The organism is Pantoea sp. Fr-CA_6 (assembly GCF_024520895.1).
GTDB classification, from domain to species: Bacteria; Pseudomonadota; Gammaproteobacteria; order Enterobacterales; family Enterobacteriaceae; genus Pantoea; species Pantoea agglomerans.
In genome coordinates this window covers 434,039-453,012 of sequence record NZ_JALNPO010000001.1, presented here as the reverse complement: position 1 = coordinate 453,012, position 18,974 = coordinate 434,039, and the positions used below count along the sequence as shown (strand labels likewise).

18 protein-coding genes are annotated in these 18,974 nt (G+C 56.7%); 8 read left to right on the top strand and 10 right to left on the bottom strand.

Going from position 1 to position 18,974, the window contains the following annotated elements; genetic code table 11:
- Nucleotides 1–15: 15 nt before the first annotated feature.
- A complete protein-coding gene (locus tag NR201_RS02170) occupies nucleotides 16–1,572 on the top strand; it encodes a bifunctional diguanylate cyclase/phosphodiesterase (protein WP_256849326.1) in 1,557 nt (518 codons plus the stop codon).
- Between the two features lie 76 nt (nucleotides 1,573–1,648).
- Here NR201_RS02170 and NR201_RS02165 read toward each other — a convergent pair whose 3' ends face one another.
- A complete protein-coding gene (locus tag NR201_RS02165; protein WP_274598687.1) occupies nucleotides 1,649–2,722 on the bottom strand; it encodes a porin in 1,074 nt (357 codons plus the stop codon).
- Nucleotides 2,723–3,651: 929 nt separating this feature from the next.
- On the opposite strand from NR201_RS02165, the gene NR201_RS02160 reads away from it, so the two are divergent.
- The 6 genes from NR201_RS02160 to spy all read left to right on the top strand — a co-directional run bounded on the left by NR201_RS02160 (nucleotide 3,652) and on the right by spy (nucleotide 10,540).
- Nucleotides 3,652–4,872: an aspartate aminotransferase family protein gene (locus tag NR201_RS02160; RefSeq protein WP_109653575.1), complete on the top strand. Its 1,221-nt coding sequence runs from the start codon at nucleotides 3,652–3,654 to the stop codon at nucleotides 4,870–4,872.
- Nucleotides 4,869–5,900: an arginine N-succinyltransferase gene (astA, locus tag NR201_RS02155; protein ID WP_033757454.1), complete on the top strand. Its 1,032-nt coding sequence runs from the start codon at nucleotides 4,869–4,871 to the stop codon at nucleotides 5,898–5,900. The genes NR201_RS02160 and astA overlap by 4 nt, the downstream gene beginning before the upstream one ends.
- On the top strand, nucleotides 5,897–7,366 hold the full coding sequence (gene astD, locus NR201_RS02150; RefSeq protein WP_256849325.1) for a succinylglutamate-semialdehyde dehydrogenase: 1,470 nt from the start codon (nucleotides 5,897–5,899) through the stop codon (nucleotides 7,364–7,366). Before astA ends, astD begins: the two co-directional genes overlap by 4 nt.
- The gene (gene astB, locus NR201_RS02145; RefSeq protein ID WP_256849324.1) at nucleotides 7,363–8,691 is read left to right on the top strand and encodes an N-succinylarginine dihydrolase; all 1,329 of its coding nucleotides are present in this window, start codon (nucleotides 7,363–7,365) and stop codon (nucleotides 8,689–8,691) included. Before astD ends, astB begins: the two co-directional genes overlap by 4 nt.
- 50 nt (nucleotides 8,692–8,741) lie before the next feature.
- The gene (astE, locus tag NR201_RS02140) at nucleotides 8,742–9,737 is read left to right on the top strand and encodes a succinylglutamate desuccinylase (protein ID WP_022625762.1); all 996 of its coding nucleotides are present in this window, start codon (nucleotides 8,742–8,744) and stop codon (nucleotides 9,735–9,737) included.
- A 308-nt stretch (nucleotides 9,738–10,045) separates the two neighbouring features.
- Complete coding sequence (gene spy / locus NR201_RS02135) at nucleotides 10,046–10,540, top strand: ATP-independent periplasmic protein-refolding chaperone Spy (RefSeq protein ID WP_256849323.1); 495 nt, start codon at nucleotides 10,046–10,048, stop codon at nucleotides 10,538–10,540.
- Between the two features lie 73 nt (nucleotides 10,541–10,613).
- Here the strand turns inward: spy and cho are convergent, their stop codons facing one another.
- The 5 genes from cho to NR201_RS02110 form a co-directional block, all read right to left on the bottom strand.
- Entirely contained in the window at nucleotides 10,614–11,474 is an 861-nt protein-coding gene (cho, locus tag NR201_RS02130; RefSeq protein ID WP_256849322.1) for an excinuclease Cho, read from the bottom strand.
- 67 nt (nucleotides 11,475–11,541) lie between these two features.
- On the bottom strand, nucleotides 11,542–12,432 hold the full coding sequence (gene yddG / locus NR201_RS02125) for an aromatic amino acid DMT transporter YddG (protein WP_256849321.1): 891 nt from the start codon (nucleotides 12,430–12,432) through the stop codon (nucleotides 11,542–11,544).
- Between the two features lie 60 nt (nucleotides 12,433–12,492).
- The gene (gene nadE, locus NR201_RS02120) at nucleotides 12,493–13,317 is read right to left on the bottom strand and encodes an ammonia-dependent NAD(+) synthetase (RefSeq protein WP_010670018.1); all 825 of its coding nucleotides are present in this window, start codon (nucleotides 13,315–13,317) and stop codon (nucleotides 12,493–12,495) included.
- Nucleotides 13,318–13,435: 118 nt separating this feature from the next.
- Entirely contained in the window at nucleotides 13,436–14,638 is a 1,203-nt protein-coding gene (locus NR201_RS02115) for a multidrug effflux MFS transporter (RefSeq protein ID WP_033779307.1), read from the bottom strand.
- A 46-nt stretch (nucleotides 14,639–14,684) separates the two neighbouring features.
- A complete protein-coding gene (locus tag NR201_RS02110) occupies nucleotides 14,685–14,891 on the bottom strand; it encodes a hypothetical protein (RefSeq protein ID WP_256849320.1) in 207 nt (68 codons plus the stop codon).
- 49 nt (nucleotides 14,892–14,940) lie between these two features.
- Here NR201_RS02110 and osmE point away from each other — a divergent pair, with 49 nt between their 5' ends.
- Nucleotides 14,941–15,276 carry an osmotically-inducible lipoprotein OsmE gene (gene osmE, locus NR201_RS02105; RefSeq protein ID WP_010245718.1) on the top strand — a complete coding sequence of 112 codons (336 nt, stop codon included), beginning with the start codon at nucleotides 14,941–14,943 and terminating at the stop codon, nucleotides 15,274–15,276.
- Between the two features lie 66 nt (nucleotides 15,277–15,342).
- Here osmE and NR201_RS02100 read toward each other — a convergent pair whose 3' ends face one another.
- The 4 genes from NR201_RS02100 to kduD all read right to left on the bottom strand — a co-directional run bounded on the left by NR201_RS02100 (nucleotide 15,343) and on the right by kduD (nucleotide 18,959).
- Entirely contained in the window at nucleotides 15,343–15,735 is a 393-nt protein-coding gene (locus NR201_RS02100) for a DUF6515 family protein (protein WP_033757987.1), read from the bottom strand.
- A 188-nt stretch (nucleotides 15,736–15,923) separates the two neighbouring features.
- Entirely contained in the window at nucleotides 15,924–17,315 is a 1,392-nt protein-coding gene (locus NR201_RS02095; protein WP_010670021.1) for an L-cystine transporter, read from the bottom strand.
- Between the two features lie 151 nt (nucleotides 17,316–17,466).
- Complete coding sequence (locus tag NR201_RS02090) at nucleotides 17,467–18,057, bottom strand: metal-dependent hydrolase (RefSeq protein WP_010245708.1); 591 nt, start codon at nucleotides 18,055–18,057, stop codon at nucleotides 17,467–17,469.
- A gap of 140 nt (nucleotides 18,058–18,197) precedes the next feature.
- Complete coding sequence (kduD, locus tag NR201_RS02085; protein ID WP_010245706.1) at nucleotides 18,198–18,959, bottom strand: 2-dehydro-3-deoxy-D-gluconate 5-dehydrogenase KduD; 762 nt, start codon at nucleotides 18,957–18,959, stop codon at nucleotides 18,198–18,200.
- Nucleotides 18,960–18,974 lie beyond the last annotated feature (15 nt).

Here is an 18,974-nt window from a genome sequence, read left to right as displayed (position 1 = left end):
ACCGGGAACTAACGCATGCGCCTGAAACTTTTCTGGCTCGCAATGCTGAATATTGCGACCATCATTTTACTCTCCACGCTGTGGGAATTCGGGCTCGAGGCGTGGATCTCCAGCCTGCTGGGCCTGAGCTATGATCCCGATTTTGAAACCAGTGAGCGGCTGCGGTTTATCCTGACCTCCACCTCGTTTGCCGGACTGGCAATGATTATTCCGGCGCTGCTTATTGCGGGTCTGATCCGCAACACGCTGCGTGCGGAAAAAAACGCGCTCAGGCTTGCCGGAACTGATGCGCTGACGGGGGTCATGAACCGCCGATCGTTCACTGCACACATTGCTGCGCTTGATGCCGACGGGACGCCCTACACCCTGACGCTGCTCGACATCAATGACTTTAAGAATATCAATGACCTGAACGGTCATCGTCAGGGCGACGCCACGCTGGTCGCGCTGGCCAATCTGCTGATCGCTTCGGCGGATACCGGGAGTCAGGTGTTTCGCATCGGTGGGGATGAATTTGCCATTGTTGCCCAGGCTTCACAGGCAGATCAGGCGCTGGCCGCCGCCGAAAGCTTCTGCCAGCATGCGGCATCCATCCGGACCGGTCCGCACACCTTCCTGAGCCTTTCAGCAGGCATTGCCAGCTCAGCCTGCACGGGTCAGGCTGATGTGGTGCGGGCGGCGGATCTGGCGCTGTACGAGGCGAAGCAGGATAAGTGCGCCTGTCTGGCACGATTCTCCCCGGACATGGAGCTGCGCTTTCGCCAGCGGGAAAGGCTGGAGCAGGAGGTTGTTGCCGCTGTAAGCGGTCACGCCATCGTTCCCTTTCTGCAGCCGCTGGTTTCACTGCGCACCGGTAACATTACCGGCTTTGAGATACTGGCGCGCTGGATCACTGCGTCCGGTCAGACGGTTTCGCCTGCAGAGTTTCTGCCAGTGGTGGAGCGGCTGGGGTTGATGGACAGCATGACCGTGGCGCTGCTGCAGGATGCTGTCAGTGCAACCCGGGCATGGCCAGCCGGGCTCTGCCTGTCGCTGAACATTACCCCGGAGCAGTTGCTGAGACCGTCGCTGACCAGCTGTTTGTCCAGCATTATGCAGCATGCCGGGCCGGTAATGCTGGAACTTGAAATCACCGAACAGAATGTCATGGCCATTTCTGACGATGCCCGCCAGGCGATCCGTCTGCTGAAAGAGGCCGGTATCGGAGTGGTGCTGGATGATTTTGGCACCGGCTACTCCAACCTGTCGGTTTTGCTGGGGCTGGGTATTACCAAAATCAAAATTGACCAGACGTTTATCGCCGGAATCGTGACCGGATCTGAGCAGCGAAAAGTGGTGGAAACGCTGCTGGCACTCTGTCAGGGGCTTAATGTGATCATTACTGCAGAGGGCATTGAGGATGTCGCCACGCTGAGGTGGCTGAGAAAGCGCGGCTGTGATTACGGTCAGGGATATCTCTTCAGCCGTCCGGTTCCTGCCGGGCAGGCCACCACGTTGCTGGCGTCCGCTAACGTGGAGGAATTGATGCAGGAAGAGGCGATGGCCGTTAGCTTAGTCAGGTCGCTGGGCTGAAAGCGCGCAACACTCTCTGTGGCCGGGATTAAAACAATAAACGGGCCCGGCGGTCAGAGCAGGGCCCGCTGTCACATCAGAACTGGTAAATCAGACCCAGGGCTGTGATGTCGTCGGTCGGCAGACGAAGCGGATTGTTATCTTTCAACAGGTTGATGCGGTATTCACCATAGACCGACATGTTCTTGTTGAAGTAGTAAGTGGCACCCACGGCGGTGTATTTAATGATGTCGGCATCGCCGATATTCTCAATTTCCTTGCCTTTGGATGAGACGTAACCCACGGACGGACGGAAGCCGTTCAGGAACTGATACTGCGCCACGGCTTCAAAGTTCTGCGCTTTGTTAGCGAAACCGCCAGTAATTGGCGTGGCGTTCAGAGTTTCACCGTACATGGCAGCCAGATAGACCTGGTTCGCATCATATTTCACCGAGGTCGCCCAGTGCTGGGCTTTTTCGCCTTCTCCGCGTGCGGCAGCATTCTGCGCCGTGGTGCGATCCAGGCTGGCAAACGCGCCGGCAAAACTCAGGCCGAAATCGAAGTCATAGGAAGCGGAGAGGGCGAAGCCGTCGCCGTTGGAACGACGCACGCCGTCAATGTTACTGCTGCGATCGTTTTTGCCCTGATACTGCGCGGCAAGGTTTAAGCCGTCGACCAGACCAAAGAAATTGCTGTTACGCCAGGTCAGCACACCGGTTGAGCGGCCAGAGAGAAAGGCGTCGGTATAACCGGAGTCGCCGCCGAAGAACGGCAGCATATCGGTATAACTCAGCACGTCATAGACCAGGCCGTAGTTACGTCCGTAATCCAGCGAACCTGCCTCGCCAAACTTCAGGCCAGCATAGCCCAGACGGGTACGGTTGGTGGCCTGGGCGTCACTGCCCTCGGAGTTATGCAGACTGTACTGATACTGCCAGAAACCGTAGCCGGTAAGCTGGTCAGTAATCTTTGTCTCGCCTTTAAAGCCAAAGCGGGCATAAGAGGAGGTATCACCATCGTTGTTGTTATCGTCAGAAAAGAGGTGTGACACGTTAATCTTGCCGACCAGATCCAGCTTATTGCCATCCTTGTTATAAACTTCTGCGGCCTGCGCGGAGGAGAGACCGATCAGTAACGGCATGACAGCCGCCTGTAAAGTGCGCTTCATCATTTAATTATTACCCTGTATTCATTAATTATTATTCCCCTGATATGGGGTGAAAAGAAAATGACACAAAAAGGTAAAACTACAAAGTGCAATAAAAGTAACAAAATGTGATGTCTATATTCAGCTGATGGATAACAGCGAGGAACAGAAGATTAAATTGTAAAGTAATAAGATTTTCTTCTAATAAGTAATTATGAGTTATCTGATTTTATATCTTTATTTATCAATGGGTTATGTTTGTATGTAGTGGTCTTAAATGGGCATTTTTTGTACATTTTTAAATCAATATAACCCCTGATTTAATTATGGGTGATTATCCGCTAAGAATAGCCTTATAAGGCTTTTATCCTAACCATTAGTCTGCGTATTAATATTTGTTCATCTTTATAGAATATTCTTTCTGGCCCGATAATCACCTCCGGAATAATAGTCAGAGTCGCTGATTAAATATTGATCATCCTGTTTATAAAATAGCCTGATAAAGATACGCAGATTAATGTGTCTGCAGGGGGAAATGAAAAACTTTTGTTAAATAAAGCCAGGGTGTTCTGACATTTCCGGGCGAGTTTCCCGCGTAATCGCTGCACCATCGCGAGGCAAACTGCGCTAAAACAGGGCAGTGGAGGGGCTTTTCTGGAGAGATAATTTATCAGCGATCACAAAAGCGATATTTCATCCCGTGAATGCATAATTCTGCTGTTTAAAACCCGGTTCTGGCGCTGCAATCAGACAACTATTCACTATATATGCAAATTAAGTGAATATTGTCAGCATCTAACTCATTGATATTACGTCGTGAAGACCATTTTATGCATTAATTCTCTGGCTGGCACGTTAACTGCACTCTACAGTAGGGCTGCACTACAACATCTTTTAACAATTTTAAAACATAAGCTTTACCCGGCCGGTAAAGTAAAGCAGGAGAGTGGGTTATGGCACTGCACGTTTCACGTCACGATTTCGATCAATGGATGATGCCGGTTTATGCGCCTGCGACTTTTATACCGGTTCGCGCGGAAGGCTCCACCGTCTGGGATCAAAACGGCAAAGATTATATCGACTTCGCCGGTGGCATCGCCGTCAATGCGTTAGGGCATGCGCATCCGGCATTACAACAGGCGCTGCAGGAACAGGCCGCACGTTTATGGCATACCGGTAATGGCTACACCAACGAACCGATCCTGCGGCTGGCGAAGCAGTTGATCGATGCCACCTTCGCTGACCGGGTGTTCTTCTGTAACTCCGGGGCGGAGGCGAACGAAGCGGCGCTGAAACTGGCGCGCAAGGTGGCGCATGATCGTGTGGGTCCGCATAAAAGTGGCATCGTGGCGTTTAAGAATGCATTTCATGGCCGCACCCTGTTTACGGTAACAGCCGGTGGTCAGCCCGCTTACTCAAAAGATTTTGCGCCGCTGCCGCCAGAGATCCAGCATGCCCCGTTTAACGATCTGGCGGCGGCGGCTGAACTGATTAATGACCATACCTGCGCAGTCATTGTTGAACCGATTCAGGGTGAAGGTGGCGTGCTGCCTGCCGATCCGGCGTTTCTGCGTGGATTGCGTGAGCTCTGTGATAAGCATCAGGCTTTGCTGATTTTTGATGAAGTGCAGAGTGGCGTTGGCCGTACCGGTTCGCTTTATGCCTACATGCATTATGGCGTCACGCCGGATGTGCTCACCAGCGCCAAAGCGCTGGGCGGCGGCTTCCCGATTGGTGCGATGCTGACGCGCGAAGATCTGGCGCTGGTGATGGGCGTTGGCACCCACGGCACCACCTATGGCGGCAATCCGCTGGCGGGCGCAGTGGCAGGTAAAGTCATGGAGCTGATCAATCAGCCTGAACTGATGGCGGGTGTAACAGAACGTCACCAGTGGATTGTGGCGGCACTGGATGAGATCAACCAGCGTCTGCATCTGTTTAAAGAAGTGCGCGGTCTTGGCCTGCTGATTGGCGCGGTGCTCAGCGACGATTTTGCCGGTAAAGCCAAAGCGATCAACGTTGCCGCCGCGGAAATGGGCGTCATGGTGCTGATTGCGGGTGCCAATGTGGTGCGTTTTGCCCCGGCGCTGAATATCAGTGAGCAGGAAGTGAAGCTGGGCATGGCCCGCTTTGCCGAAGTGTGTGAAAGCCTGGTGCGAGGGTCAACATCATGATGGTAATCCGTCCGGTTGAACGCGATGACTTAAGCCAGCTGATGGCGCTGGCGGGCAAAACCGGTGGCGGGCTGACCTCGTTGCCGGTTGATAGCGCGACGCTTCAGGCGCGTATCGATCGATCGCTGCAGACCTGGGAGGATTCTCTGCCACGTGCCGAACAGGGCTATGTCTTTGTGCTGGCCGACAGCGAAGATAACCGCGCCGTCGGTATCTGCGCTATTGAGGTGGCGGTGGGTCTGCAGGATCCCTGGTACAACTTTCGCGTCGGTACCCAGGTGCACGCCTCAAAAGAGCTGAATGTTTATGCCGCGCTGCCTACCCTGTCGCTGAGTAACGACCATACCGGCAGCAGTGAGCTCTGCACGCTGTTTCTCGATCCCGATTACCGTGATGGCAAAAACGGCTATCTGCTGTCGAAGTCACGCTTCCTGTTTATGGCCAGTTTCCGTGAACGTTTCACCAACCGGGTGGTGGCCGAGATGCGTGGCGTCAGCGATGAGCAGGGCCATTCGCCGTTCTGGGAGAGCGTCGGCAGTCGCTTCTTCTCTATGGAATTCAGCAAAGCGGATTTCCTTAGTGGCACCGGACAGAAATCGTTTATCGCTGAACTGATGCCGAAACATCCGCTCTACATCGACTACCTGACACCGGAAGCGCAGGCGGTGATTGGACAGGTCCATCCGCAAACCGCGCCTGCGCGGGCTGTACTGGAAGCAGAGGGCTTCCGCTACCTCAATTATGTCGACATTTTTGATGGCGGCCCGACGCTGGAGTGCGATATCGATCATATCCGTGCCGTGCGTAAAAGCCGTCTGCGCAGCGCAGAACGGGGCGAAAACCCGGCTGATGGCCCGCTCTGTCTGGTTGCCAATAGCGATTATCGCCAGTTCCGTGTAGCGCTGATTCCGGCAAAGGCTGACAGCGACAGCGTGCAACTCACGGATGAACAGATGCAGGCGCTCCATTGCCAGCCGGGCGACAGCCTGCGCGTGGTGACGCTCTGCAAAGAGGAGAAAACAGCATGACACATCTGATAAATGGACAATGGCTGGACGGTGAAGCTGAGATTCTGACGAAAGCGGATCCGGTCAGCGGCGAGACGTTATGGCAGGGCCACGCGGCATCAGCCGCTCAGGTCACCGCAGCCTGTGAGGCGGCGCGCGACGCATTTCCAGCCTGGGCCAGACGCCCGCTGGCGGAACGGCAGGCGATCGTTGAGAAATTTGCCGCCGGGCTTGAGGCGCATAAAACGGCGCTGGCGGAAACTATCGCCCGTGAAACCGGCAAGCCGCGCTGGGAAGCGCTGACCGAAGTGGGCGCGATGATCAACAAAATCGGCTTTTCGGTGAAGGCATACCATAGCCGCACTGGTGAACAGCATGAAGGCGAAAGCTCCCTGCGCCACCGCCCGCATGGGGTGCTGGCGGTGTTTGGTCCCTATAACTTCCCGGGACATCTGCCAAACGGCCATATCGTTCCGGCGCTGCTGGCGGGCAACTGTGTGGTATTTAAACCCAGCGAACTGACGCCGCTGACCGCCGAAAAAACCGTTGAGCTCTGGCTGGCTGCGGGCCTGCCTGCCGGCGTGCTGGCACTGTTACAGGGCGGACGTGAGACTGGTCAGGCGCTGGCCAACTGTCAGCAGATTGATGGCCTGCTGTTTACCGGCAGCGCCCATACTGGCTATCAGCTGCATCGCCAGTTTGCCGGTCAGCCTGAAAAGATGCTGGCGCTGGAGATGGGCGGTAACAATGCCCTGATTGTTGAAGATCCGGCGGACACTGATGCGGCTGTCAACATCACGTTGCAGTCAGCCTTTATTACCGCCGGTCAGCGCTGCACCTGCGCGCGGCGTCTGCTGGTCAGACGCGGCGATGCAGGGGATGCGTTTCTGCGGCGACTGGTGGAGGTGGCGGGGCGACTGCAACCCGCCGCCTGGAATGCTGAACCGCAGCCGTTTATGGGCAGCGTGATCTCCACCGGCGCAGCAGAGAAGATTATGGGTGAGTGGCAACGGCGGGTTGAGGCGGGCGGCGAGGTGCTGCTGGAAATGCGCTGGCCGGATCGCCACAGTGCCATCCTGACGCCAGGTATTATCGATTTAACCGGCGTGCAGGGCATTCCGGATGAAGAGGTCTTTGGTCCGCTGTTAGGCGTAGTCCGCTATGAGACATTTGAAGAGGCGATAGCGCTGGCGAACCAGACCCGTTATGGCCTGTCGTGTGGATTGATCTCGCCTTCACGCCAGCAGTTTGATCAGCTGCTGCTTGAAGCGCGTGCCGGTATCGTCAACTGGAACAAACCGCTGACCGGCGCAGCCAGTACCGCACCGTTTGGCGGCATTGGTGCCTCGGGCAACCATCGCGCCAGCGCCTGGTATGCGGCGGACTACTGCGCCTGGCCGATGGCTTCGCTGGAGACGCCTGACCTGACGCTGCCCGCCACGCTGTCGCCGGGCCTCGATTTCTCCACCCAGGAGACGACGTCATGAAGGCAACCGAGGCCAACTTTGATGGGCTGGTGGGGTTAACACACCACTATGCCGGGCTGTCGTTTGGCAACGAAGCCTCGACCCGCAATCAGCTGCAGCCGTCGAATCCCCGTCTGGCGGCAAAGCAGGGGTTGCTCAAGATGAAAGCGCTGGCCGATATGGGCTACGTGCAGGGGGTGATCCCGCCGCATGAGCGGCCCAATATTGCGGCGCTGCGCCAGCTCGGCTTTGGTGGCAGCGATGAGCAGGTGCTGGCTGCGGCCGGGAAAACTGCGCCGGGATTACTCTCCGCCGTCAGTTCAGCCTCGGCGATGTGGGTCGCCAATGCTGCCACGGTCTCGCCGTCAGCGGACAGCCTTGATGGCCGGGTTCACCTGACGGTGGCGAACCTTAACAACAAATTCCACCGTGCGATAGAAGCGCCGGAAACGGCCTGGCTGCTGCGTTCCATCTTCCGCGACGATCGCCATTTTGCGGTGCATGATGCCTTGCCGCAGGTGGCGATGTTTGGCGATGAAGGGGCGGCGAACCATAACCGACTGGGCGGCGCCTATGGTGAGCGCGGCGTGCAGCTGTTTGTCTATGGCCGCGACAGCAGCCATGAGGGCAAAGCCCCGCAGCGCTATCCGGCACGTCAGACCCGGGAAGCCAGCGAGGCGGTCGCCCGTCTGCATCAGCTCTCACCGGAAAGCGTGCTGTATGCGCAGCAGAATCCTGCGGTGATCGATCAGGGCGTGTTCCATAACGATGTGATTGCGGTAAGTAATCAGCAGATGCTCTTCTGCCACCAGCACGCCTTTGTTAGTCAGCCTGAACTGCTGGCGCAGCTTCGGTCGCGCGTTCCCGGTTTTGTGGCGCTGGAAGTGCCGGAAAATCGGGTGTCAGTGAAAGATGCGGTGGAGACCTATCTGTTTAATAGTCAGTTGCTGAGCCGTCCCGACGGCACCATGATGCTGGTGCTGCCGGAGGAGTCACGTCAGCATCCGGGTGTCTGGCGCTATCTCTGTGAACAGGTTGAGGCTGACACGCCACTCAAAGCCCTGAAGGTGTTTGATCTGCGCGAAAGCATGTATAACGGGGGTGGTCCAGCCTGCCTGCGTTTGCGGGTGGTGCTGACACCACAGGAGCAGCAGGCAGTGAATCCGGCGGTGCTGATGAACGATCGGCTCTTCAGCACGCTGAATAACTGGGTTGACCGTCATTACCGCGATCGCCTGACCCAGGCCGATCTGGTCGACCCAGAATTGCTGCGTGAGGGACGCGACGCGCTGGATGAACTGACGAAGCTGCTAGACTTAGGAAATGTATATGCATTTCAGCAGTGAAGGAGGGGGCAGCACAGGCTGCCGCCTGCTCAGGGCGAAAAGGAGGAACGATGCAGGACTTTTTACAGCAAACGCTCTCCGGCGAGGTGCCGCGTAAGCGTAGTGGTGAAACGGCGCATCTTCGCTGGCAATGGTTGTATCACGGCATACTGTTGATGGAGCCGACGGTGCCGGTTAAACAGGCGCTGGTGCTCTCTGCCGGGATCCACGGCAATGAAACAGCCCCGGTAGAAATGGTGAACCAGCTGGTTAATCCGCTGCTGCGGGGCGAAAAGCCATTACAGCAGCGCATGCTGGTGATTCTGGGTAATCCCTCAGCGCTACGCGCCGGTAAGCGCTATGTGCGTTATGACATTAACCGGCTGTTTGGCGGACGCTGGCAGCAGATTGATGATGGTGATGAGGCACGCCGCGTGCTGCGGCTGGAGCAGGCGCTGGAGACCTTCTGGCAGCTGGGCGAGTGCGATGAGACGCGCTGGCATCTCGACATGCACACGGCTATTCGTGGCTCTTATCATCCTCAGTTCGGCGTAATGCCGCACAATGAACGCCCCTGGCCGCCCGCGTTTCTTGACTGGCTCGCCGCTGCCGGGCTGGAAGCGCTGGTGTTCCATCGCTCGCCGGGCGGCACCTTTACCCACTTCAGCTGCGAGCACTTCGGTGCGGCCAGCTGTACCCTGGAGCTGGGCAAAGCGCTGCCGTTTGGCGAAAACGATCTCAGTCAGTTCAGTGCGGCACAGCAGGCGCTGGCGTCTTTACTCTATGGCGAAGCGCTGCCTGCGGCGGCGGTTAGACCGCGTCACTATCGGGTCGCGCAGCAGATCACCCGACTGAGTGAGCACTTTACGCTGCATATGTCGCCGGAAACGCTGAACTTTACCGCGTTTCCACAGGGGACGTTGCTGGCGGAAGATGGTAGCACCCGCTATTACGTGCAGCAGGCGCGGGAATATGTGCTGTTCCCTAACCCCAACGTGGCCGCCGGGCTGCGTGCCGGACTGATGCTGATTGAAGAGAGCGAACAGACCCAGGCGCTGCCGGTCTGATAGCGGTTGTTAACAGCGCAGACCATCGGCGCTAAAAAACCGACAGGAAAAGTGGAAGATCGGCTTCCGCTTTCCTGTCGTAACCCTTACACTCCTCCATGATTTCTGCCAAATTCGCTTTAAATTCATAAACATTTTCAATTCCTCACGCCTTTCTTCTTATTCTCTTCATGATTGCCCGATTTTTATCTTTTATGCTTTCACGGCTTTACTCAGGCTCTGAGTAGTTGACGTTCAGCGTCGTATGCTTGTTTCCGAAGACGCGACAGAGTGCTGTCGTCATTATCATGAATTATAAGGACACTATTATGCGCAAACTGACTTCCCTTTTACTGGCTTCTTCGCTGGCGTTTGGTGCAGCCAGCGCCGTCCATGCAGCCGCTGACAACCTGACTCCACCGCCAGCAGGCAGCGAAAAAGCGATGCACAAGCCGCCAATGCGCCACGGCATGGAGATGATGTTTAAAGGTCTGAACCTGACCGACGCGCTGAAAACTCAGATGCGCGACATCATGAAAGAGAGCCACAAAGATATGAAACGCCCGTCACTGGACGAGCGTCGTGCGGCCCACAGCATTATTGCCTCTGACAGCTTCGACCAGAGCAAAGCAGAAGCACAGGCAGAGAAGATGTCCGCCAATGCCAAAGAGCATGCGCTGAAGATGCTGGAAACCCAGAACAAGCTCTATAACGTGCTGACGCCGGAGCAGAAAAAACAGTACAACGCTAACTTTGAAAAGCGTCTGACTGAGAAAGGCCCGCACGAGGGCAAAATGGCACCGCCAGCAGAACCGGCTGAATAACACTCGTTAAGCGAACGGTCTGAGACCGCCGGCGCTGTCCACTGAAGGTGAGTGGGCAGCGTCGGCGGTTTTTTTATAGCGGCAGAACAGGGTAGGCACCTGACAGAATCGGGCGGCAGAGGATTTTGTAGCCGTCGTGATCAAAACCGCCTTTGGGCCGCTGCAGTTTTCTGGCCTCATCCATGCTGCTGACCGAACCGAGATAGAACCAGTGGTCGATAACGTGGATCTGCGTCATCTCTTTGCCTTCCTCCACCAGCCCCACGGCACCCTGCCATGGCCAGCAGAACACCCGCACGTTTTCCAGCGCCTCCAGCAGTCGATCCTGATGATCGCTGACCGGCTCTTTTCCACAGCAGGCCCCGGCGCAACGGCGCAGTGCCGAGCGGAAGCAGCCTCGCCCCGCACTCAGCGCTTCCAGACCCAGCAGGCCATGACAGAGCTGATACTCATCCGCGAGCTGCTTGAGCCGTTCCAGCGCGGCGAAGCGACTGCGATAGAGCCCAAACAGGTTGGGGGACTGGCTGAAATCGAGGTCTTTTGCATAGACCACATTCGGTTTGCCGTCGGTAATCTGCAATGAACAGAGCTGCCGGTTTTTGCGCAGTCGCTTATTGAACAGCGGCTGCTGGGTTTTGATCATCTGCGCTTCCAGCAGCAGCGCGCCGAGGTCGCCCGCGGTAGGGATCCAGCTTACACGCCGCGACTGGCGCAGCATTTTCGCCTCATCCGGGGTGCGGAAATGGGACATCACCCGCGAACGCAGATTCACACTTTTACCGATATAGAGCGGCAGCGACTCACTTTCGCCATGAAAGGTATAGACGCCAGGATGATTTGGCAGGCCTTCCAGCCACTCACGCAGGTGTTCGGGATATTGATAAATTGCATTCGCGTCGGGTTCGGGGCGAAGTATGGCAGAACGTCTGACCAAGATGGACTCCATTTACTGGTTGTCCATACAGCATAACAGGCAGGTGAAATGATCGCCAGCCGTCTGGTTACAGAGACCGTGTTGCCCGCCAGCAGATTAGCGAGCCGAGCGTGATCATCGCCACGCCCTGCCAGAAGGCCAGCGGCGGCGTCAGGCCCAGCCACAGCGATCCCAGCAGGGCCGACAGCACCGGCGTAAAATAGGAGACGGTGGCCAGCAGCGTCAGATTGCCCTGCTGAATTCCGTGATTCCAGGCGGAATAGGCGATGGCGGTGGACAGCCCGACAAACAGCACCTCCAGCAGCGGCACCAGCGTAAAGGTCATCGGTGCAGTGTGATCGCTGAAGGCATATTTCAGCCACAGCGCCAGGGCGGTCAGGATAAAAAACAGCGTGACGCCATTGGAACCACGGGCAAAGCGGCGGGTGAGATTATTGTAGAGCGCCCAGGTCAGGGCGGCGATAAAGGCCAGTGCATAGGCGACCGGGTTGCGCAGCATATTCTGCCACAACAGCGCCGGCGATCCGTTGCCGCTGCCTTTCATTACCCAGACGATCCCCAGCAGCGACAGCAGCAGTCCTGGCCACAGCCAGACACGGAAACGCTGCTGATTAAACGGGATCGCCAGCACGATGGTCAGACAGGGCCAGAGATAGTTAATCATCCCCAGTTCCAGCGACTGGCTGCGATCGCTGGCCAGCCCGATGGCCAGCGCCAGACAGATTTCATAGCCGACAAAGAGTACGCCCCCCAGCCACAGGTAGATGGCGGGCATTGCGCCAGGTCTGGGCAGGCCCCGGCTCAGGCAAAGGAGACACGCCGTAGTGGTGTAGATCAGCGCCGCGCCACCGGTGGCGCCAAAGGCTTCACTGACGCTGCGCAGCAGGCCAACGGTCGTACTCCAGAGCAGAATGGCGACAAGCCCGATGAGGGTCGCGCGCGAAACGGTGGCAGGCATGCAGCGATCAACAAGGTCAGTGAGAGAAGCCTCCCTTGCCGCGGCAAGGGAGGGGCAGGATTACTTCCAGAAGTCGTCGAATACCGTGATCGGCGGACGACGTTTGTGCTCGGTTTTCTGATACCAGCCTTCGATGATGCGGGCGCTGTCAGGATTGATGCTTTTGCCTTCCAGGTAGTCATCAATCATCTCATAGGTGACGCCCAGCGCCACTTCATCCTGCAGGCCTGGACGATCATCTTCCAGATCGGCAGTCGGTTTCTTCAGATAGAGATGCTCCGGGCAGCCAAGGTGTTTCAGCAACTGCTTGCCCTGACGCTTGTTCAGGCGGAACAGGGGATTGATGTCCGTGCCGCCATCGCCATACTTGGTGAAGAAACCGGTCACGGCTTCAGCCGCGTGATCGGTGCCGACCACTACGCCTTTGGTCATGCCGGCGATGCTGTATTGCGCTTTCATCCGCTCACGGGCTTTTTCATTGCCGCGGACAAAATCGGAAAGCGTAATACCCGCCTCTTTCAGCGCGCGCTCACTGGCCAGCACCGACTCTTTGATGTTTACCACCAGCGAACGGTCGGGTTTGATAAAGGCCAGCGCGTCCTGACAATCCTGCTCATCCGCCTGCACACCATAAGGCAGACGCACGGCAATAAAGGTGTAGTCGTTATCACCGCTCTCCTGACGCAGTTCGGTGATCGCCCGCTGTGCCAGCGCGCCCGCCAGGGTTGAATCCTGACCGCCGCTGATCCCCAGCACCAGCGTTTTCAGGCCGCTGTGGCGTTTCAGGTAGGCTTTAAGAAAATCGATGCTGACGCGCACTTCCTGGTCGGCGTCGATAGTGGGCTTCACACCCAGGGCTTCAATAATTTCCTGCTGCAGTGACATGAACTTCTCCTCAGGTCAGTGGCCTGTCGGCTCGATGCGAACGTTTTATTAAAGCTAACGTGCCTTTGCGAAAACAACAAGCCAAAGCGGTAACTGATTGCCGTGAAACGTTGCGAAATCAGTGAGTTTTTACCTGCGGCAGCGGTTTTTTCGCCAGCACGTTAAACATCAGAATCGCCGTCATAAAGCAGCCAAAAATGGTGGCGCACATGCTCAGCACCGAGGTGCCGCCGATGCCGGTAATCGGCACGGTAATCGCACCCAGCGTGAACATCGTAACGCCTATCACTGCAGAGGCGCTGCCAGCGCGATGGCCCTGACTCTGCATCGCCAGGGACGAGGCGGTGGTAGCGATAACGCCGTTACTGGCAATGGTAAAGAACAGTGCCACCAGCAGCAGCGCTAAGGGAGCATGCAGCAACGCGGCCAGCAGCAGCAGACTGGAGGCGACAAAGGCCAGCGTCAGTCCGCCTTTCAGCACCCGATATTCGCCCCACAATGGACAGAGGCGGGCGCTGGTCTGTGAAGCAATCACCAGGCCAAACCCGTTGGCCGCAAAGCAGAAGCTAAAGGCCTGGGGCGAAAGACCATAGAGTTGCTGCAGCACGAACGGCGAGGCACCGATGTAGGCGAACATGCCGGACATCATAAATCCCTGGGTCAGGCAGAAGCCCATGAAGGGGCGATGGGTAATCACCTGACCCAATGCCGCGTAGGCGGAGAATATTGATCCTTTACTGCGGCGTGCGTCAGGCAGGGTTTCATGCAGCTTCCAGCGCGCCAGCAGGATCAGCAGAATGGCAATGCCGCCCAGCACCATGAAGATGCCGCGCCAGTTTAAAATCGTCATCAGCACGCCGCCTAATACCGGTGCGCCGATCGGTGCCAGCCCGTTGACCAGCATCAGCAGAGCGAAGAATCGCGTCAGCTCGTGGCCACTGTACATATCGCGTGCAATCGCCCGTGACAGCACCGCACCGCCCGCACCTGCTAACCCTTCGAACAGCCGCGCCAGCAGCAACTGGTTAATATCCTGCGCCAGCGCACAGCCTATCGAGGCGATAAACAGCAACACCAGTGACAGGGTCAGCGGGCGCAGGCGGCCGAACTTATCGCTCATCGGGCCAAAGAGCAGCTGGCCAAAGCCGAGACCTAACAGTCCGGCGGTCAGACTCAGCTGCGCGGTAGCGGTTTCGGTATGCAGATCCTGCGCCATTTGTGGTAGTGCAGGCAGATAGAGGTCGATGCAGAGCGGGCCCAGTGCGGCCAGCAGGCCCAGCGTAATGGCATAAACCAGGCGATTGGAGTGTACAGGGGTCATTTATCCTCGGGATTGTCAGCGATGGGGTAAACAGAAAGCGGGTAAGTCAGTGAAAAACAGCGTCCGGTAACGTGACATTTACACCAATCTGCGACTGCGCGGATGACGGTGCGGTCTCTGAAAACGGGGCGCTATCGGGTGCCTGTTTTGCCGGGCAGTATACGTCTGCGTTGACAGCAAAACAGCCTTCTTTACGAAATCCTGACATTTGGCAGGCCACTAATTGTTCGTCATAAACTTGATAAATCAGCATTTATGTTCCAGGCTTGTTTCCACATGGACAATAAATGAGGAACAACAAGATGAATAAAGTGATGGGATGTATCGCTGCGGCGCTGACGCTGGCTGCACTGTCTGGTTGTACGACTTACGATCGTGCGGAAAGCTACGTGACTAAGCCAGTGGTAAAGGATGTTAAAAAGGGTATGACCCGTGATCAGGTTCGTCAGATCGCCGGTACGCCTTCTACTGAAATCACCATGGTTCACGCGCGCGGCACCTGCCAGACTTATGTACTGGGTCAGCGCGACGGTAAAGCTCAGACTTACTTCGTGAGCTATAACGACACCGGCCGTGTCATGAACTACGGCTTCCAGAGCTGTGCGGAATATGACACCGATCCGCAGGTTCAGCAGTAACTCTTAGCACCCCTGAATAGTAAACGGCCCGTCATCATGACGGGCCGTTTTTCGTTGTGGCACTGACTACAAACCTGCCGGGCGCGGCACCTCAACATAATCGCCATCTATCTGCCGCTGGTAGAAGTGGCCAGCCTGCACATAGAAGCGTTTGCCGTTAAAGTCGAGTACCCGCATTTCACTGCTGACCCGCGACTCTGCAGGCGGCTCTGCCACCACATACTCATCGCCGTGGCGCTGATAATAATTGCCATTGAGCAGATAGTAGGTCAGTCCGCCTATCAGCACCGCGGTTGCGGCTTCAGGCAAAAAGCGCACCGGCCCGGGTCCGCCCCAGTGTGGCCCGTGGCCGCCATGGCGATCCCATCCACCCGGCGGGCCCCAGTCGCCAGGATGAGCGAAAGCCAGAGCGGGTGTCAAAAGCGTCAGCGTCAGAAGCGAGGCGATTATCTTTTTCATCAGGTGTTCTCCTCATAAGACTGGATGCAGAATTCGCTTTTTACCCGGCAAAGACAAGCACTAAAGCGGCGATTTTTCGCCTGTTTACCATGCTTAACGCTTTCTTAACGGCGTTGCCATTAATGGGGGAGATTATGGAGAAGAAGGGCGGGAATAACCTGGCGCGGGCGCGCCAGGTTCAGAGCAGATTAGCGGTGCGCCAGTTCGGCGTTGTCGTCGCTTTCCAGGACGCGCTTATCGGTCAGACCTAACCAGCGACTGGTGAGAGAACCGGCGGTCATGGAACCGTTGACGTTCAGGGCTGTACGACCCATATCGATCAGCGGCTCAATGGAGATCAGCAGCGCCACCAGGGTGACCGGCAGGCCCATCGCAGGCAGGACAATCAGCGCCGCGAAGGTTGCACCACCGCCGACACCGGCAACGCCTGCTGAACTCAGCGTCACGATCCCGACCAGCGTCGCAATCCACAGTGGGTCAAACGGGTTGATCCCGACGGTTGGCGCAACCATCACTGCCAGCATAGTTGGATAGAGACCGGCACAGCCGTTCTGGCCGATAGTGGCACCAAAAGAGGCCGCGAAGCTGGCAATCGACTCAGGCACGCCAAGACGACGGGTCTGGGTTTCCACGCTCAGCGGAATGCTGGCTGCGCTGGAGCGGCTGGTAAAGGCGAAGGTAATAACCGGCCACACTTTACGGAAGAAGCGCATCGGGTTGATACCATTTACCGACAGCAGCAGGGCGTGGACACCAAACATGATGGCCAGACCGAGGTAAGAGGCGACCACAAAGCTGCCCAGCTTGATGATGTCCTGCAGGTTAGAACCGGCAACCACTTTGGTCATCAGCGCCAGCACACCATAAGGTGTCAGCTTCATCACTAAACGCACCAGCTTCATGACCCAGGACTGCAGCGTATCGATCGCGACCAGCACGCGCTGACCTTTAACTTCATCATCTTTCAGCAACTGCAGTGCAGCTACACCCAGGAAGGCGGCGAAGATAACGACGCTGATAATCGAGGTCGGACTGGCTCCGGTCAGATCGGCAAACGGGTTTTTCGGGATAAAGGAGAGCACCAGTTGCGGCACGGTCAGGTCAGCCACTTTGCCGACATAGTTGCTCTGAATCGCACTGAGACGCGCAGTCTCCTGCACGCCCTGAACCAGACCTTCTGCGCTCAGGCCAAACAGGCCGGTCACAAAGACGCCGACCAGCGCCGAGATCGCGGTGGTAAACAGCAGTACGCCAATCGTCAGTACGCTGATTTTCCCCAGCGACGAGGCGTTATGCAGACGGGCGACCGCACTCAGAATGGAAACGAACACCAGCGGCATTACGACCATCTGCAGCAACTGGACATAGCCATTACCGACGATGTTAAACCAGCTGATAGACTCTTTGACCACTGCGCTGTTTTCGCCGTAGATCAACTGCAAAACCAGGCCGAACAGTACGCCGATTACCAGACCGGTCAGCACTTTTTTCGACAGGCTCCAGTTCTGACGGCTGAAGCGAGAGAGCAATACCAGCAGCACCACAAAGGCTACGATATTAAGCGTAAGAGGAAGGTCCATACTGAAACTCCAGAGTAATGCGGCCTTTCGCTCTGGAAAGGCCGCATAATGTTAATCACGAATTAAGACAGCAGGAATGGTAACAGCAGGCGAAGAGGGTGCCTTATATCCAAATGGCATGGTTTATAACTTAAAGGCGTTTTGTGCTGATTTATTGCGCAGTATGACTGGAAATCAACCGTCCGACGCCATTTTGTAGCGTATCGAACAGCTGTGACGGCCAGCCGTTTGCACCAAAAGATGGCATGCCCACCGGAAACCAGAGCGCATATCCCACCAGTCCCAGGCACAACGCCCGTTCAAGCTGGTTGCCTTTCTGACTGCGCAGAATCGGCAGCCGGAAGCGCCAGCGGCAGGGCCACAGCAGCGGAACCCCGGCAGGCGTCAGCATATCGGCCACAATATGGCTAAGGTAGCCCAGCGTCAGACCCTGCAGGACATCAGGCGGTATCGGCGACGACTGGGGCAGGTTTATCTGAAAAAGCCATAAACCGGCGGCTATCGCCAGCAAACTGTGGGTAAAGCCGCGATGGCCGAACGCGCGCGCAATAGGATGAGAGAGCCAGCGCAGTCGCTGTCCCAGCAGAGATTTAGGGTGATCGATATCGGGCAACAGACATGTCAGCAGCGCTGAGGGAACAAGATGCCACCAGTCGGCCTGCGCCAGCACTGGTGTCAGCTCAGCACGCTTCGCAAAGATAGCGCTGGCAATGGCAAAAATGATGTGGCCTTCGCCCGTCATGATAGAACCTGGTTGCAAAGAAAACTGTCGATGCATCCAGTATAGGGATTTATCCAGTAAATGAGAACATGTGACGCTGTAACGAAGCATGAATATTATTAACAAGGCGGACAGCGATGAAACCCTGTCCGCCAGTAAGGTTAACGCGCCAGCCAGCCGCCATCCACCGCCAGGGTGTAGCCATTCACGTAGTCAGACGCGGAAGAGGCCAGGAAGACTACCGGGCCCATCATGTCATCCGGCACGCCCCAGCGGCCTGCCGGAATACGCCCCAGAATCTCTTCACTGCGCGACTCATCATTACGAAGCTGTTCCGTATTGTTGGTGGCCATGTAACCGGGAGCGATGGCATTGACGTTAATGCCATGTTTTGCCCACTCGTTCGCCATCAGACGGGTCAGTCCCATCACGGCACTTTTCGACGCCGTATAAGAGGGCACCCGGATACCGCCCTGGAAGGAGAGCATGGAGGCGATATTGATGATCTTGCCGCCATTACCCTGCGCGATAAACTGACGGGCAACCTGCTGCGACAGGAAAAACAGGCTCTTGCTGTTAAGGTTCATCACGTCATCCCAGTCCTGCTCGCTGAAATTCAGTGCGTCCTCACGGCGGATAATGCCGGCATTGTTGACCAGAATGTCAATTTTACCGGCAGCGGCTAGCGCCTGTTCAACCACTGAGGCCACCACGCTGGTCTGCATCAGATCGGCCTGCACCGGCCAGAACCGGCGACCCAGCGCCTCCACTTTACTTTGGGTATCATCCGGGCCATCACGGTTAACGCCGACGATATCACAACCCGCCTGGGCCAGACCCAGCGCCATACCTTGCCCTAAACCGGTGTTACAGCCGGTCACCAGCGCGACTTTACCTTCCAGGTTAAACGTACTCAGTACCATGGTATTTCTCCTCTG